Below are 16,162 nucleotides of genomic sequence, written 5' to 3' on the forward strand. Positions count from 1 at the left end.
CCAAAGTTGTAGTGGCATACTGAATTTGGCCACCTAAGTAGAGGTGATATGCTTACCTCATAATTTTTATAGGTGCCAAAATGAGTAAAATAATTACTGCTGAATTTAAATGTGAAACCGCCAAATTAGTCCTTGACCAAAATTATACCTACCAGGAAGCCGCGAAAGCCATGAACGTCAGTCTTTCAGCGATTAGCCGGTGGGTAAGATCCCTTCGTTTAGAACGTCAAGGGAAAACATCGCCTGGTCTGCCATTAACACCTGAACAAATTGAGTTCAGAGAAATGAAGAAAAAAATCCACCGACTGGAAATGGAGAATGCCATCTTAAAAAAGGCTACTGCGCTCTTAATGTCCGACTCACTGAAAAATTCTCGGTAGTTGAAAAGGGCTTTGTTGAATAATTTAAGATACTGATTTATATAAGCATTATAAAATTCCAACGACTAATTTTTCCTCTCGGAATGCTTTTTATTGTGCTAACTATTTGATTTGTCGTTCTAACAAAATACATTCTCTGTAAATGCATTCTAACTAAAGAAGATGTAAATCAAACGGTTAAATTATTCAACAAAGCCGTTGAAAAGCTAAGAGCGCTTTATCCAGTGAAAGCGTTGTGTCGTATTTTTAATGTTCACCGAAGCAGTTATCGCTATTGGTGTCGACCTAAGGAGCCAGATATTGAGCGGACGATAAAACGTAGCCTGGTCAGCGAAGCGTGGAACGTTAGTGGCGGGTCTGCGGGCGCAAGGACTATCGCCACGATGGTTACCAATACACACGACGTGAAACTTGGGCGGTGGTTAGCGGGTAAGTTGATGAAAGAATTAACCCTCGTTAGTTGCCAAACAAGAAAACATCAATACAACCGCGGTGGAAATGAACGTATTGATATTCCAAATCTGCTCAATAGGCAGTTCGCTGTTATAGCCAAGCGACATTATTTTGATAACAGCCAGCTATGCTTCTTTGCCGCATATCAGGGCATAGGATGTAATCATTTTTAAGTCGGTTGGCTATACCAAGCCTGACCAGGTTTGGTGCGGCGATGTAACCTATATTTGGACAGGCGACCGATGGGCGTATCTGGCGGTGGTATTAGATTTATTTGCCCGAAAACCCGTGGGTTGGGCAATGTCGTTTTCGCCAGATTCAGAATTAACAGCCAAAGCACTACAAATGGCTTGGGAACTGCGTGGGCATCCCAAACAAGTCATGTTTCATAGTGACCAAGGAAGCCATTACACCAGTCGTCAGTATAGGCAGGCATTGTGGCGTTATCAGATGACCCAAAGTATGAGTCGCAGAGGAAATTGTTGGGATAATAGTCCGATGGAGCGATTCTTCCGTAGTCTGAAGACTGAATGGGTGCCAAAGCTTTAGCACTGCTCAATCCTCCATTAAGCGTGTTGCTTAATAGTGAAATAAGGGTGTTTCGGTGATTGAAGTAAATTTTACGCTGTTCTGAGATGGAAATTCCAAAGACCGGCGCTAAGGAGTAAGAAGGTATCATCAATAAAGGGTCTACGATTCCGTAAAATTTGGGTCATGCAACCGAGGCGCTTGATACCCGCGATGGCGAGTCTGTAAAGAATTTTGTGTAAATGGCTCCATTGCTTAACCGGAGATTCGTTCTCCATACATCAACATGAATTGGCTCATAGCAGGTTTCCAGTCTCTGATTGGCAAGGTCCATTTAGCAGAGATATTATGCAAGGCTAGATAGAGTAATTTTATCACCGAGTCATCCGTTGGAAATATTCGTCGCGTTTTCGTTATCTTGCGCAATGAAGCATTTAACGACTCTATCGCGTTGGTGGTGTAGATAACCGGCTTTGTTGAATAATTTAACCGTTTGATTTACATCTTCTTTAGTTAGAATGCATTTACAGAGAATGTATTTTGTTAGAACGACAAATCAAATAGTTAGCACAATAAAAAGCATTCCGAGAGGAAAAATTAGTCGTTGAAATTTTATAATGCTTATATAAATCAGTATCTTAAATTATTCAACAAAGCCTAGATAACCTTGCGGATCTCCGGCGGAAAGTCAAAAATGACGATGAGACGTTCCCAATTATTTCTCCACGACGGGCTGATCGTCGGGAACTGCTCATCCCATTTGGCCGCGAAGGCATCCAGGGCCTCTTCAGCGCCCTCTAGCGTTGCGGAACTATAGATGGTGCGCAGGTCAGCAGCAACGGCCTTACGCTCTTTCCAGCCGACGTAGCGCAGCGAGTTCCGTACCTGATGCACAATGCAGAGCTGTACCCGCGTATGCGGGTAAACAGCTTCAATGGCATCAGGAAAGCCTTTCAGGCCATCGCAGCAGGCGACGAAGATGTCCTTTAGCCCACGATTTTTCAGTTCTGTCATCACAGATAACCAGAACTTGGCCCCCTCAGTTTTGGCTATCCATAGCCCCAGCAGCTCTTTTTCGCCCTGGCCGTTGACGCCGAGGGCCAGATAAACAGACTTGTTGGCCACGGCTCCGCCGTCCTGGCTTTTGACAACAATACAGTCAAGGTAAACAATGGGATAAAGCGCATCCAGCGGCCGTTGCTGCCAGCGCTTAACGTCATCCATCACAGCATTGGTCACTTGAGAAATGAAGCCAGCGGAAACATCGACCCCGTAGACTTCTTTAAAGTGTGCCTGAATATCACGGGTTGATAACCCTCTGGAATAGAGAGAAATAATGCGGTCATCGAAGCCGTTAAGCTGTTTTTCGTTCTTACCGATCAGTGTCGGCTCGAAGGTACTGTTGCGGTCGCGCGGAATATCGAGCTCGATCTCCCCATTTTGGCTACGTACGCTCTTGGATGTCTTGGCATTGCGGGAGTTGCCTGAATGATTACCTGCCGGGTCATGCTTAGCATACCCAAGGTGCATCTCCATCTCAGCTTCAAGAACCCGTTCCGCCAGTCTTTTAGTCAGCACCTTGAGTAGGCCTGATTCACCCAGCAGATCCTGAGGGGAGTGACAATCTTGAAGCAGTTGGTCAATAAGTTCGTTGCTGATAGGCATTTTGTTATCCTTTGAAGGTTTTCCTCAAAATGCCATTTACACAGATTATTTTACAGTCTCGCGATGGCGTGTTCAACTGTAATACGGATGCCCGAGATTATTTTATTTTCTTGTTTTTGTTCAGGCGATAAAGGTCTTTTTCGAGTTCCTTTTTTTGGGATTTGTGTATTAGGATGCTGTTTATCTATACCTTGAAAACCGGTATCTGCCCAGATGGTTACCTCAGGAGGAATATGGCGAATTATATCGACTTTATCGAGTAAGCGTTTATCGTGACGGCGCCCATTTTTGCTCATGGGGATAAATCCAATTTGCCTTGTTTCGTCAGTCATAATAAGCCCTTTTCGAGTGGTCTGTCTTTTCTTTCCCGAATACATTTTTTTTCGCCGACGCAGATTCTTAGGCTTTTGGACAGGTCGCTCTGTCCCATCAATAAAGACGTCTTTAACTCCAGGAAAGGCGCGAAAAAATTCCTCAGCAGAGCGAATTTGACGAGCGGGCAAAACACATTCTCGCCCCAAGGTCATTTCTAAAACCGGCAATAATATTTTTACCCAGCGACATACCCGTGTTCTATCTAAACCAAAAAGAAGCCCTTGCAAATCATAGGTCGGATAACATTTTAAATACAATAAAATAAAAAGCAGTTTATCTAATGGGGTTGGGATAAATCCTTTCTGCCCTGCACCCATCTGCCGCTCGTGATCTTTTCGATTCTTTTTCCGATAAATCAAATAACAAGCTGAAAATTCAGCGGCTAAATTTTTCAATTCTTCGACTGATAATCCAATGATTGCTTTACATAAACGATTATCTCGTAACAACCGCTCTTTGTTGATCATTTCAAACCTTTATTCTCTAAGTTAAACCTCTTTTTATTCTCAATAGCCTGACAAAAAATGCAAGTCTCTATTCAGCAACTAGTTTATTATTCGCTACATAACCCATTATTATAGCGATGTCAGACCTCACTGGTATAACGGTGGGTTAACACCAAATGAATCAGAACGGCTGTTCCATCAACAGTCAGGTGGGGTGGCCAAATTTAGTTGACCACTACAGTCTACTGCTGTAGAAGGGCGGACACTCTGGCCCGGGAACGCCGTCATAAGCCTCTGCCAAACAATGCTTTTTACCAGTTGGAGCCACACATTCAGAACTTCATCAGGCAGGCGCTTTCCACTCACTCTTCACCTGAAATTATCAGTGGCCGTTTGCACCTGGAATTCGGTATATCTGTCAGCAAGAATACGCTATATCGCTATATCCTGCAGGAGAGACAGGCTGGCGGGGAGCTATATCAGCAACTTCCTCATCGGGGAAAACGTTATAGCCAAGCGACTTAATTTTGATTACACCATATGGACTGAGAACAAACTCTCTGTATCGCAACCCATCTCTCTTTTTTTGCTTTTTGCTTGTGCCCATTTATGCTCAATTGGGTTAAGATCTGGCGAATATGTAGGCAAATACTCCACCATATACCCTGCATCGATGATGACTTGTTGAATATTATGTTTTTTGTGAAAAGTGGCATTGTCCATCATGATTACACTGTTTTTAGGGAGTACTGGGATAAGGACTTGTGTGACCCAGGCATAGAAAACATCGCTGTTAATATTGATATCAAATAATCCGATAGCAAACAGCGTTGTGCCTAATAAAGCGCCGATAACATTTGTTCTTCCCCTAGCTCCCCAGTTCTTCAGGCCAAAACACCGTTGACCTTTTGGGGAATAGCCGTGAGTCCGTGGGACATCGTGTGAAAAACCACTTTCATCAATAAAAACAATAGGTTTACCTTCTTTTTCATACTGTTGTTTTTTTTGTTGAAATCCCTGCCGGGCGTTTTCGTCGGCTTTCGGATGACGTATAGCCAAGCGACATTATTTTGATAACAGCCAGCTATGCTTCTTTGCCGCATATCAGGGCATAGGATGTAATCATTTTTAAGTCGGTTGGCTATAGAGTTTTTTTTATAGGTCAATCCCAGCTTTTTAAGCGCTTGCCAAATGGCCTTCTGACAAACGCCAAAACGCTCTGCACGTTCTTTTTGGTAAGCATCTGGATATTGTTCAACATCTTTTATCAACTCGGATTTATCGATCTTTCGCTGACGCGTGGTCGATGCTTTTGACTCTATTTGATTAATCCAACGCGATACAGAGGCAGGGCCAATCCGAAATTGCTTCGCTGTTTCTCGGATACTCAACCCTTCGTTTTTCCGTGTAGATATCACTTTACGTCTAAAATCAATTGAATAGCTCATTTAAATAATGTAATCAAAATTAAGTCGTTTAGCTATAACACTGAGCAGCTGACGCTTTACAGCCCATGAATAACACTGTTTGCCGTTACTGATAATCCGGCGCGTGACCTCAGAGTAGGCTTTTGCCATCTTATCAAGTAGAGTTAACCAGTTATGGATCGTCAGTTCTGCCGCTGGATACTTCCCGATGCGGGGGAAAACGTGTATTTCAAACGAGCGTAGCACTTGTGCTGCATTGCCTTTTTGAATACAGACGACCCCGTGCCACTCTCGGAATAACTCTTCGAACGTGTAGCGTGCCGATATCTTGTTGCGCTCTAGATCTCGCCTTATCTTTGGATTTTCGCCGCCAACCAGCACTGACGCCCATAGCTCCACTTCTTCGCGTGCGGCTTTGAGCGTCAGAGCCGGGTAGCCTCCAAGCGTCATTTTGTCTTGCTTCCCAAGGAATCGATAGCGGTAAAAGAAAGTCACAGCCCCTTTTTTTGATATCCTCACCCACAAGCCATCTCGATCCGCCTTTTCTTCTACCTTTGCCCGTTCTTTGTTCAAACAAGCTTTCAGGTAACCATCTGAAATAGAAATGATTTACTCCTCACCGTGTCCACCACGGACACGGATATAGAGACAATGATAAAATATGGACACACAGATGGACACAAAAATGATGACTTAACAGGGCTAAAGTTGTCGTAGCTTGTCGAACTGGTTTTTTGATAAACGCAGCATTGGCGGAGTTTTTTTGGGGAATTTGGCGGAACTTGCCGCTTCTTGACTTGCAGTCAATTTTCGATATGGGCAATAATGGAGAAATTTCGTATATGCTTCATTATGAAAGTTTTTCTACCTTGGTATTTCTGAAATTCTTGCCGTCTGGCATGCGCATGCGATGAAAATGGCGGCAATGCCTTCCCCTTTCACCAGAACGGATGCATTCTACATGTCAGACGCCGGAAAACCTAGTCATCAACCCGTATTCCCTTTGATTATGGCGCTTTTATTCCATCATGGCAGACAACCGGGAAAAAGATGACGTTTAAGGACCAACGCGCGCGCGTTGGACGGAGAATATCTCGGTGAGAAACGACCGGGTGGCGCAGCGCCTCGCCCGGTTAAATGAGGTTCAGGATTCGATTTGTAACGGCTGCCCCGGCAGGGCTATTTGCAAAATAACCGGGCGGTAGTGACGTTTTTCGCCTAATTTAAGCGACCAGCCGCGTACCAGAATAAACGCCAACGCGGCACCCAGCAGTGCGCCCAGCACCGCCGCCAGATCGTTGGCGAACAGTGCCTGTAGCAATCCCGCCCCTGCGAACAAGCCTAACAGCGGTACCAGATAGACCAACATGGCAGAACGCAGCAGGCTACTTTCAGAAATACCCAATTCAACGCGTTGGCCAGGCAGCAAGGGCTGCTCACACGGAACGTGCAGCGCCTGTTCAGCGGAGCGTCCTAATTCACTCAGAAGGCCGGTGCCACAGGTTTTACGTGACTGACAACCGCTGCACCCGGAACGCTGCTCACAGTGCAACACCGCCATGCCATCGTGCCAGGAAACCACGGTCGCCCACTCTTTGATCATACCTGCGCCCTACATCTTGCAAATTTACTGCGATTGAAAAATAACATTATCCGCAATGCGTTTAGCCGTGGTAGGGGGTAATTCGCCCACGACGGTTATTTCATACCCATTGCGAATTTCTGTGTGTACGCTTCGCCTCCCCGTTGTGACATACTGCTCGGCACGGGATTCTGACGATGGCGTGATATTAACAGAAAAGCTGAATAAACCATCACTGAACAGGCGCGATTCAACCGGGATGCTGATCCCAGGCAGAGTTCTGCGGGTACGGGAGATCTCTTTCATGCCCTGCGGCAGCCATTCAGGGATCCAGGTCAGGTCAACCGTTTCAACCGACGGTGTAGTCAGCAATGGCGGTAACCCTTCGCTCAATAATGGGCGTAACGTCTCACGGATATCATCACTGACCACCAGCGATGTCACCAGAAATTGCTCCATCCGTTCCCCGTTGCGATCCTGCAAATCAATACGCAACGGCAGTTTGGTTGCAACATCAAACCATACGCTGTAGCTATAACGTGTCCCGTCCCGGGAAATAATACGCATGCCTTCACACAGGCGATCGACGATACGCACTCTGCCTGCCGCCGGAATGAAGTCATAGAACGCAGACAGCGATTGATGATCGGCATAAACCAGGCTGGGGAACGAGTCGATAATGTGATCGCCGGTAAGCGAGAAGGGCTCGAGATCGGTATCAAAGTAACTGATGTCACGGTCTCGCTGCACGATTTCTCTGCGAGGCCCATCCATAAACAGCAACTGTGCCAATGGACGGTTATCTATACGGGCATGCCGATAGCGCAGAGATTCGATGCCCTGCCGTGAGATATTGATGAAATGTATTTCATAATTCAATGCCCGAATAGCATTGCCCATCTGTTGCAGCGAGGACGAGGGCTGAGGCTGCAACACCTTACCTGACGCAGGCTGCGCCAGGACGGTTGTTGAATAGGGTAAGAAACCGAGCAGAATGCAAAAAGCAAATCCAACACGCTTCATTAACGAGATTGCGTTCCTAAAGATTGAGTGCCAGGCACCTGAATAGCGGCCTGCTGTTCTTCATATTGCTGACCTTGCAACGGCTCCGAATGGAGGCGGCGCTGCAACTCATAGTCCTGCAACATGACATTGATGCGGTTGCGTTGTGCTCCAACCTGACGTTGACCACCGTGCGACACCACGTTTTCAGACGGTACGACCAGGCTGACCGGAGAGGCGGTGCCCATGGCGGGAAGCGTACTGAACGCAGGCATGTCGTTTTGCGCTTCCGGTGCTTGATCCGGGGAGCGTTGCATTTGCACGCCAACGATCACGGCCAGTGAGACACAGGCAGCTACACCGACCTGAGTCAACTGGCTTGCCCAAGGACGCACTTTGTCCCAGAACGACAAACGCGAACAGGTATCGGGATGAGGCTGTGCTTCGGGAATAGCCTGCGCAACGCGTGCGGCAATGTCGATTTCAATGACACTCTGCGCCACGTCACCACGCAGCGTATCGCGAATCAAATGGTAACTTTGCCAACTTTTTTGCAGTTCAGCATCCCGCCCCAATGTGTTAAGCAGTTCGGTATCCGCTGCCTCGCCGTCCATTAAAGCGGAAAGTTTCTCTTTCTGCATACCCATACCCTTACCTTGTCAAATCCATCATGGTTAACGCGAAAACCGGGTTAACGTTGAATTAGCGGTTGTACTTTGTTATCGATCGCTTCTCGCGCACGGAATATGCGAGAACGAACAGTGCCGACCGGGCAATCCATAATGGCGGCTATTTCTTCATAACTCAGGCCATCAAGTTCGCGTAGCGTAATCGCCATCCGTAAATCTTCTGGCAACGCTTCAATGGTTCGAAACACGATACTTCTCAATTCCTCTGACAACATTAAGTTCTCAGGGTTCGATATTTCTTTTAATGCGCTGGCGGTTTCATAATTTTCAGCGTCATTGGCATCAACGTCGCTCAACGGTGGTCGCCGCCCCTGAGCAATCAGATAATTTTTGGCCGTATTGACCGCAATGCGATACAACCAGGTGTAGAACGCACTATCGCCGCGAAAAGACTCCAACGCGCGATAGGCTTTAATAAACGACTCCTGCACCACATCCGGCACATCCCCAGGAGGAACATACCGTGACACCAGGTTCGACACTTTGTGCTGGTAGCGCACCACCAGCAAATTAAAAGATTTCTGGTCGCCTTTCTGGACACGTTCGACCAGAATGCGATCCGCTAGCTGCTCGCTCATCCGAGGTAATGTCTCCTCAAACCTTTCTCCACACGTAAAAATAGTACTGCCAGCCATGTCGTTATTGAATAATCTGAGCAAGCTGTAAGTCGGACATCGCCGGTGAAAAAAAGTTCCCGATAACGTTGGTTCCTTCTTCTTTATTTGTGCTGCTCAGCCTGCCCCATGTGTCTTCGCGCGTCGGCGTTTACATCCGTACACGTCGCGCAGCTTTCTGTTCTTTAGCGGGGAAAGTCAGGGGATCATACGCGAAAAAGCGTTCAATAGCACCGTTAGCACTCTGTAGAGTGCTCCGCCCTCGTTAACGACAAGGAATATCCTACATAAATAAATAGAAATCCTTGGTCAATGCACGGAAATCATCAGAGTAGCTGCCATCTTCTGCGCGAACAATCAGCATTCGCCCCTCGCAGGCGCCCGCTTGCTTCGCCAGAGTCAACAGTTCCCGATGCGGTTGGCCTTCAGCCCTCTCTCGCACCGCCAGCCGCTGACGTATCGACCCCCCTTGTTGGCATGCCGTGATGCAAAAATCACTGGCTACCTGACTTGAAGCGTGTTGCTTAATAGTGAAATAAGGGTGTTTCGGTGATTGAAGTAAATTTTACGCTGTTCTGAGATGGAAATTCCAAAGACCGGCGCTAAGGAGTAAGAAGGTATCATCAATAAAGGGTCTACGATTCCGTAAAATTTGGGTCATGCAACCGAGGCGCTTGATACCCGCGATGGCGTGTTCAACTGTAATACGGATGCCCGAGATTATTTTATTTTCTTGTTTTTGTTCAGGCGATAAAGGTCTTTTTCGAGTTCCTTTTTTTGGGATTTGTGTATTAGGATGCTGTTTATCTATACCTTGAAAACCGGTATCTGCCCAGATGGTTACCTCAGGAGGAATATGGCGAATTATATCGACTTTATCGAGTAAGCGTTTATCGTGACGGCGCCCATTTTTGCTCATGGGGATAAATCCAATTTGCCTTGTTTCGTCAGTCATAATAAGCGCTTTTCGAGTGGTCTGTCTTTTCTTTCCCGAATACATTTTTTTTCGCCGACGCAGATTCTTAGGCTTTTGGACAGGTCGCTCTGTCCCATCAATAAAGACGTCTTTAACTCCAGGAAAGGCGCGAAAAAATTCCTCAGTAGAGCGAATTTGACGAGCGGGCAAAACACATTCTCGCCCCAAGGTCATCTCTAAAACCGGCAATAATATTTTTACCCAGCGACATACCCGTGTTCTATCTAAACCAAAAAGAAGTCCTTGCAAATCATAGGTCGGATAACATTTTAAATACAATAAAATAAAAAGCAGTTTATCTAATGGGGTTGGGATAAATCCTTTCTGCCCTGCACCCATCTGCCGCTCGTGATCTTTTCGATTCTTTTTCCGATAAATCAAATAACAAGCTGAAAATTCAGCGGCTAAATTTTTCAATTCTTCGACTGATAATCCAATGATTGCTTTACATAAACGATTATCTCGTAACAACCGCTCTTTGTTGATCATTTCAAACCTTTATTCTCTAAGTTAAACCTCTTTTTATTCTCAATAGCCTGACAAAAAATGCAAGTCTCTATTCAGCAACTAGTTTTTGGTATAGCCAAGCGACTTAATTTTGATTACACCATATGGACTGAGAACAAACTCTCTGTATCGCAACCCATCTCTCTTTTTTTGCTTTTTGCTTGTGCCCATTTATGCTCAATTGGGTTAAGATCTGGCGAATATGTAGGCAAATACTCCACCATATACCCTGCATCGATGATGACTTGTTGAATATTATGTTTTTTGTGAAAAGTGGCATTGTCCATCATGATTACACTGTTTTTAGGGAGTACTGGGATAAGGACTTGTGTGACCCAGGCATAGAAAACATCGCTGTTAATATTGATATCAAATAATCCGATAGCAAACAGCGTTGTGCCTAATAAAGCGCCGATAACATTTGTTCTTCCCCTAGCTCCCCAGTTCTTCAGGCCAAAACACCGTTGACCTTTTGGGGAATAGCCGTGAGTCCGTGGGGTATCGTGTGAAAAACCACTTTCATCAATAAAAACAATAGGTTTACCTTCTTTTTCATACTGTTGTTTTTTTTGTTGAAATCCCTGCCGGGCGTTTTCGTCGGCTTTCGGATGACGTAGAGTTTTTTTTATAGGTCAATCCCAGCTTTTTAAGCGCTTGCCAAATGGCCTTCTGACAAACGCCAAAACGCTCTGCACGTTCTTTTTGGTAAGCATCTGGATATTGTTCAACATCTTTTATCAACTCGGATTTATCGATCTTTCGCTGACGCGTGGTCGATGCTTTTGACTCTATTTGATTAATCCAACGCGATACAGAGGCAGGGCCAATCCGAAATTGCTTCGCTGTTTCTCGGATACTCAACCCTTCGTTTTTCCGTGTAGATATCACTTTACGTCTAAAATCAATTGAATAGCTCATTTAAATAATGTAATCAAAATTAAGTCGTTTAGCTATAGTACAACACAGAAACGCCCTTCCGGCTCCAGCAGCCTGTAGGCACAATGGAGCAAAGTTTCATGGGACAAACTCTCGGTATAGCGGGCCGTGCTGCGCGCCTCGGTCCGGCACGCACTACCGGGTGCAAAATAAGGAGGATTACTGACAATCAACGCGTAACGCGATGCCGTTTGTGCCGTAAATGTCTCAATATCACGATTTACCACGCTGATACGTGATGCCCACGGAGAGGCCTGCCGATTCTCTTGTGCCTGCATGCTAGCGTCAGGCTCTACCTCAACCGCATCAATCGTCACCGTATCCGGGCTACGCTGTGCCAGCATCAGGGTGATAATGCCGGAACCACAGCCAATATCCAGCACACAACCCGTTTGCGGCACCGGAGCCCAGGCACCGAGCAAAATGGCATCCGTACCCACTTTCATCGCACACCGATCGTGCGCGACAAAAAATTGTTTAAACGTGAACCCGTTGCGCCGCAATGTTTGTGCTCGCGCTGCGTGCTGATGCATGATGAACTGCTCCTCCTGAAAACCGCCGTAGCATAAGGGAATCCCTGCAACAGGGAAAGCACCCCGCCGAGCAAAGCGTGTTAATCGGTAAAGCATGAAATATAGGGGTATATAGCCAAAATAATTCGGGTTGCATGCAGGCGGCAAGGGGAAGAATCCCGATGAGTTTATTCAGGTCAATGATTCGGGTGAACGAGTGCAGCCAACGCACAGGCAACGTGAAGTATGATGGGTATATAAACAGATGATGAAGTACAGGCGTAATGCGTCTATAATCAGCGCCCCAAACAGAGGTAGACCATGACTGCAACCCCATTTTCCGATCTTGATCTTGATGAAAGCCTGTTAGATGCCTTGCGCGATATGGGCTACGAGCGCCCCACTGCCATTCAACTCGCGGCGATGCCCCCCGCTATGGACGGGAGAGATGTCCTGGGATCCGCGCCAACAGGAACAGGAAAAACAGCAGCCTATCTGCTGCCGGTGTTGCAGCATCTGATTGACTTCCCGCGTAAAAAATCAGGACCACCGCGTATTCTGATCGTCACGCCCACGCGTGAACTGGCGATGCAGGTGGCTGAACAGGCCAAAGCATTGGCGGCGCATACCCACCTGGATGTGGCAACCATCACTGGCGGTGTGGCCTACATGAACCACGCTGAAGTCTTCAGCGAGAACCAGGATATTGTGGTGGCAACAACGGGGCGTCTGCTGCAATACATCAAAGAAGAAAACTTTGACTGCCGTGCGGTGGAAACGCTGATTCTGGACGAAGCAGATCGTATGCTCGACATGGGGTTTGCTCAGGATATCGAACATATTGCCGGCGAAACTCGCTGGCGCACACAAACCTTGCTGTTTTCCGCCACGCTGGAAGGCAATGCCGTCAAGGATTTCGCAGAGCGACTGTTAAAAGAACCGGTAGAGATAGAAGCCGACCCTTCACGACGTGAACGCAAAAAGATTCTGCAATGGCTTTACCGCGCCGATGATACTGAACACAAAACCGCGCTGCTGGCACATTTGCTGAAGCAGCCGGAAACTACCCGCGCCATTGTGTTTGTACGTAAACGCAAGCGCGTGCATGAACTCGCAGCCTGGCTACGCGAAGCGGGGATCAGCAGTTGCCATCTGGAAGGCGAAATGGTGCAGGCCAAGCGTAATCAGGCCATCACACGTCTGAGCGAGGGCCTGGTCAATGTTTTGATTGCTACAGACATTGCCGCTCGCGGATTGGATATCAACGATGTCAGTCACGTCTTCAACTTTGACTTACCGCTCACGGCCGATATCTACTTGCACCGTATTGGACGTACCGGACGCGCGGGCAAAAAAGGGTGTGCCATCTCATTGGTAGAAGCCCACGATCATTTGCTGCTTGGTAAAATCAGCCGTTACTTAAATGAGCCGTTAAACGCGCGCGTCATCGATGAACTGCGTCCGAAAACCAAAGCGCCAAGCAAAAAAACCAACGGCAAGCCGTCGAAAAAAGTGCTGGCCAAGCGTGCTGAAGAGAAGAAAAAGAAGAAAGAGAAAGAAAAAACCAAGGTGAAAGTGCGCCACCGCGACAGCAAGAACGTCGGTAAGCGCCGCCAGCCTGCGCAGAAAACGGACGATACGCCTTCAGGCGCGAGTCTGTAAAGAATTTCGTGTAAATGGCTCCATCGCTTAACCGGAAATCCGATCTCCATACATCAACATGAATTGGCTCATAGCCGATTTCCAGTCTCTGATTGGTAGGGTCCATTTAGCCGAGATATTATGCAAGGCTAGATAGAATAATTTTAGCACCGAGTCATCCGTGGCTTTGTTGAATAATTTAACCGTTTGATTTACATCTTCTTTAGTTAGAATGCATTTACAGAGAATGTATTCTAACTAAAGAAGATGTAAATCAAACGGTTAAATTATTCAACAAAGCCCGTTGAGATTTTATAATGCTTATATAAATCAGTATCTTAAATTATTCAACAAAGCCTCATCCGTTGGAAATATTCGTCGCGTTTTCGTTATCTTGCGCAATGAAGCATTTAACGACTCTATCGCGTTGGTGGTGTAGATAACCTTGCGGATCTCCGGCGGAAAATCAAAAATGACGATGAGACGTTCCCAATTATTTCTCCACGATGGGCTGATCGTCGGGAACTGCTCATCCCATTTGGCCGCGAAGGCATCCAGGGCCTCTTCAGCGCCCTCTAGCGTTGCGGAACTATAGATAGTGCGGAGGTCAGCAGCAACGGCTTTACGCTCTTTCCAGCCGACGTAGCGCAGCGAGTTCCGCACCTGATGCACGATGCAGAGCTGTACCCGCGTATGCGGGTAAACAGCTTCAATGGCATCAGGAAAGCCCTTCAGGCCATCGCAGCAGGCGATGAAGATGTCCTGTAGCCCACGATTTTTCAGTTCTGTCATTACAGATAACCAGAACTTGGCGCCCTCGGTTTTGGCTATCCATAGCCCCAGCAGCTCTTTTTCGCCCTGGCCGTTGATGCCTAGAGCCAAGTAAACAGACTTGTTGGTCACGGCTCCGCCGTCCTGGCTTTTGACCACAATACAGTCAAGGTAAACAATGGGATAAAACGCATCCAGCGGCCGTTGCTGCCAGCGCTTAGCGTCATCCATCACGGCATTGGTCACTTGAGAAATGAAGCCAGCGGAAACATCGACCCCGTAGACTTCTTTAAAGTGAGCCTGAATATCACGGGTTGATAGCCCTCTGGAATAGAGAGAAATAATGCGGTCATCGAAGCCGTTAAGCTGCTTTTCGTGCTTACCGATCAGTGTCGGCTCGAAGGTATAGCTAAACGACTTAATTTTGATTACATTATTTAAATGAGCTATTCAATTGATTTTAGACGTAAAGTGATATCTACACGGAAAAACGAAGGGTTGAGTATCCGAGAAACAGCGAAGCAATTTCGGATTGGCCCTGCCTCTGTATCGCGTTGGGGCTTTGTTGAATAATTTAACCGTTTGATTTACATCTTCTTTAGTTAGAATGCATTTACAGAGAATGTATTTTGTTAGAACGACAAATCAAATAGTTAGCACAATAAAAAGCATTCCGAGAGGAAAAATTAGTCGTTGAAATTTTATAATGCTTATATAAATCAGTATCTTAAATTATTCAACAAAGCCTCGCGTTGGATTAATCAAATAGAGTCAAAAGCATCGACCACGCGTCAGCGAAAGATCGATAAATCCGAGTTGATAAAAGATGTTGAACAATATCCAGATGCTTACCAAAAAGAACGTGCAGAGCGTTTTGGCGTTTGTCAGAAGGCCATTTGGCAAGCGCTTAAAAAGCTGGGATTGACCTATAAAAAAAACTCTACGTCATCCGAAAGCCGACGAAAACGCCCGGCAGGGATTTCAACAAAAAAAACAACAGTATGAAAAAGAAGGTAAACCTATTGTTTTTATTGATGAAAGTGGTTTTTCACACGATGCCCCACGGACTCACGGCTATTCCCCAAAAGGTCAACGGTGTTTTGGCCTGAAGAACTGGGGAGCTAGGGGAAGAACAAATGTTATCGGCGCTTTATTAGGCACAACGCTGTTTGCTATCGGATTATTTGATATCAATATTAACAGCGATGTTTTCTATGCCTGGGTCACACAAGTCCTTATCCCAGTACTCCCTAAAAACAGTGTAATCATGATGGACAATGCCACTTTTCACAAAAAACATAATATTCAACAAGTCATCATCGATGCAGGGTATATGGTGGAGTATTTGCCTACATATTCGCCAGATCTTAACCCAATTGAGCATAAATGGGCACAAGCAAAAAGCAAAAAAAGAGAGATGGGTTGCGATACAGAGAGTTTGTTCTCAGTCCATATGGTGTAATCAAAATTAAGTCGCTTGGCTATAGCTTTAGTAATTTGAATGCCAGTAACCATAATTGCCTCCGTAAAACAGCAGAATCGTGTCTGAACCTGGGAAGGGTTGTCATACTCACCGACACGAGGTTTTAACCACAAAATGAAATTCATTTACCTTGTGTAGTTATATACCAGTACCTTAGCCGCCAATCTTTGATTTA

17 protein-coding genes and 7 pseudogenes are annotated in these 16,162 nt (G+C 46.2%); 7 read left to right on the forward strand and 17 right to left on the reverse strand.

Annotation, left to right across the window (positions count from 1 at the left end; translation table 11 throughout):
* Positions 1-80: 80 nt before the first annotated feature.
* On the forward strand, positions 81-380 hold the full coding sequence (locus ACQGXV_RS02620) for a transposase (RefSeq protein ID WP_440864798.1): 300 nt from the start codon (positions 81-83) through the stop codon (positions 378-380).
* A 197-nt stretch (positions 381-577) separates the two neighbouring features.
* Positions 578-1,373, forward strand: a pseudogene (locus ACQGXV_RS02625) (IS3 family transposase); the annotation flags it as partial.
* Between the two features lie 80 nt (positions 1,374-1,453).
* Here ACQGXV_RS02625 and ACQGXV_RS02630 read toward each other — a convergent pair.
* The 4 genes and pseudogenes from ACQGXV_RS02630 to ACQGXV_RS02645 form a co-directional block, all read right to left on the reverse strand.
* Entirely contained in the window at positions 1,454-1,639 is a 186-nt protein-coding gene (locus ACQGXV_RS02630) for a hypothetical protein (protein WP_440864799.1), read from the reverse strand.
* Positions 1,617-1,835: pseudogene (locus tag ACQGXV_RS02635) on the reverse strand (transposase); the annotation flags it as partial. The gene ACQGXV_RS02630 and the pseudogene ACQGXV_RS02635, both read right to left, overlap by 23 nt.
* 186 nt (positions 1,836-2,021) lie before the next feature.
* Positions 2,022-3,026: pseudogene (locus ACQGXV_RS02640) on the reverse strand (IS256 family transposase); the annotation flags it as partial.
* Between the two features lie 50 nt (positions 3,027-3,076).
* Positions 3,077-3,868 (reverse strand): transposase family protein, encoded by a 792-nt coding sequence (locus tag ACQGXV_RS02645; RefSeq protein ID WP_440864800.1) that lies wholly within the window; start codon positions 3,866-3,868, stop codon positions 3,077-3,079.
* Between the two features lie 207 nt (positions 3,869-4,075).
* On the opposite strand from ACQGXV_RS02645, the gene ACQGXV_RS02650 reads away from it, so the two are divergent.
* The gene (locus tag ACQGXV_RS02650; protein ID WP_440864801.1) at positions 4,076-4,372 is read left to right on the forward strand and encodes a hypothetical protein; all 297 of its coding nucleotides are present in this window, start codon (positions 4,076-4,078) and stop codon (positions 4,370-4,372) included.
* Between the two features lie 6 nt (positions 4,373-4,378).
* Here ACQGXV_RS02650 and ACQGXV_RS02655 read toward each other — a convergent pair whose 3' ends face one another.
* The 11 genes and pseudogenes from ACQGXV_RS02655 to ACQGXV_RS02705 all read right to left on the reverse strand — a co-directional run.
* On the reverse strand, positions 4,379-4,906 hold the full coding sequence (locus ACQGXV_RS02655; RefSeq protein ID WP_440863070.1) for an IS630 family transposase: 528 nt from the start codon (positions 4,904-4,906) through the stop codon (positions 4,379-4,381).
* A gap of 89 nt (positions 4,907-4,995) precedes the next feature.
* Positions 4,996-5,295 (reverse strand): annotated as a pseudogene (locus ACQGXV_RS02660) (IS630 transposase-related protein); the annotation flags it as partial.
* 42 nt (positions 5,296-5,337) lie between these two features.
* Positions 5,338-5,880: pseudogene (locus tag ACQGXV_RS02665) on the reverse strand (tyrosine-type recombinase/integrase); the annotation flags it as partial.
* A 538-nt stretch (positions 5,881-6,418) separates the two neighbouring features.
* A complete protein-coding gene (gene rseC / locus ACQGXV_RS02670) occupies positions 6,419-6,877 on the reverse strand; it encodes a SoxR-reducing system protein RseC (RefSeq protein WP_440864802.1) in 459 nt (152 codons plus the stop codon).
* A 24-nt stretch (positions 6,878-6,901) separates the two neighbouring features.
* Positions 6,902-7,879, reverse strand: coding sequence for a sigma-E factor regulatory protein RseB (gene rseB / locus ACQGXV_RS02675; RefSeq protein WP_440864803.1), 978 nt, complete (start codon positions 7,877-7,879; stop codon positions 6,902-6,904).
* Positions 7,879-8,499: an anti-sigma-E factor RseA gene (gene rseA / locus ACQGXV_RS02680; protein ID WP_440864804.1), complete on the reverse strand. Its 621-nt coding sequence runs from the start codon at positions 8,497-8,499 to the stop codon at positions 7,879-7,881. Before rseA ends, rseB begins: the two co-directional genes overlap by 1 nt.
* A gap of 50 nt (positions 8,500-8,549) precedes the next feature.
* Entirely contained in the window at positions 8,550-9,125 is a 576-nt protein-coding gene (rpoE, locus tag ACQGXV_RS02685; protein ID WP_440864805.1) for an RNA polymerase sigma factor RpoE, read from the reverse strand.
* Between the two features lie 601 nt (positions 9,126-9,726).
* Complete coding sequence (locus tag ACQGXV_RS02690) at positions 9,727-10,626, reverse strand: transposase family protein (protein ID WP_440864721.1); 900 nt, start codon at positions 10,624-10,626, stop codon at positions 9,727-9,729.
* 113 nt (positions 10,627-10,739) lie between these two features.
* Positions 10,740-11,273: an IS630 family transposase gene (locus ACQGXV_RS02695; RefSeq protein ID WP_440867179.1), complete on the reverse strand. Its 534-nt coding sequence runs from the start codon at positions 11,271-11,273 to the stop codon at positions 10,740-10,742.
* A complete protein-coding gene (locus ACQGXV_RS02700) occupies positions 11,197-11,562 on the reverse strand; it encodes an IS630 transposase-related protein (RefSeq protein WP_440862584.1) in 366 nt (121 codons plus the stop codon). Before ACQGXV_RS02700 ends, ACQGXV_RS02695 begins: the two co-directional genes overlap by 77 nt.
* A gap of 35 nt (positions 11,563-11,597) precedes the next feature.
* Positions 11,598-12,113: pseudogene (locus ACQGXV_RS02705) on the reverse strand (tRNA1(Val) (adenine(37)-N6)-methyltransferase); the annotation flags it as partial.
* 300 nt (positions 12,114-12,413) lie between these two features.
* Between ACQGXV_RS02705 and srmB the strand changes: the two are divergent.
* Positions 12,414-13,754: an ATP-dependent RNA helicase SrmB gene (gene srmB, locus ACQGXV_RS02710; protein ID WP_440864806.1), complete on the forward strand. Its 1,341-nt coding sequence runs from the start codon at positions 12,414-12,416 to the stop codon at positions 13,752-13,754.
* A 27-nt stretch (positions 13,755-13,781) separates the two neighbouring features.
* On the opposite strand, the gene ACQGXV_RS02715 is transcribed toward srmB, so the two are convergent.
* Together ACQGXV_RS02715 and ACQGXV_RS02720 are read right to left on the reverse strand one after the other, a co-directional pair.
* The gene (locus tag ACQGXV_RS02715; protein WP_440864807.1) at positions 13,782-13,904 is read right to left on the reverse strand and encodes a hypothetical protein; all 123 of its coding nucleotides are present in this window, start codon (positions 13,902-13,904) and stop codon (positions 13,782-13,784) included.
* 177 nt (positions 13,905-14,081) lie between these two features.
* Positions 14,082-14,909 (reverse strand): annotated as a pseudogene (locus tag ACQGXV_RS02720) (IS256 family transposase); the annotation flags it as partial.
* Positions 14,910-14,945: 36 nt separating this feature from the next.
* Between ACQGXV_RS02720 and ACQGXV_RS02725 the strand changes: the two are divergent.
* From ACQGXV_RS02725 to ACQGXV_RS02735, 3 genes are all read left to right on the forward strand, one after another.
* Complete coding sequence (locus ACQGXV_RS02725) at positions 14,946-15,077, forward strand: IS630 transposase-related protein (RefSeq protein WP_440864257.1); 132 nt, start codon at positions 14,946-14,948, stop codon at positions 15,075-15,077.
* A gap of 120 nt (positions 15,078-15,197) precedes the next feature.
* Positions 15,198-15,509 carry an IS630 transposase-related protein gene (locus ACQGXV_RS02730; RefSeq protein WP_440864808.1) on the forward strand — a complete coding sequence of 104 codons (312 nt, stop codon included), beginning with the start codon at positions 15,198-15,200 and terminating at the stop codon, positions 15,507-15,509.
* Positions 15,433-15,966: an IS630 family transposase gene (locus ACQGXV_RS02735; protein ID WP_440862665.1), complete on the forward strand. Its 534-nt coding sequence runs from the start codon at positions 15,433-15,435 to the stop codon at positions 15,964-15,966. Before ACQGXV_RS02730 ends, ACQGXV_RS02735 begins: the two co-directional genes overlap by 77 nt.
* Positions 15,967-16,162: the final 196 nt, after the last annotated feature.

Origin of the sequence: Symbiopectobacterium purcellii (genome assembly GCF_052050035.1) — a bacterium.
Taxonomy (GTDB): domain Bacteria; phylum Pseudomonadota; class Gammaproteobacteria; order Enterobacterales; family Enterobacteriaceae; genus Symbiopectobacterium; species Symbiopectobacterium purcellii_A.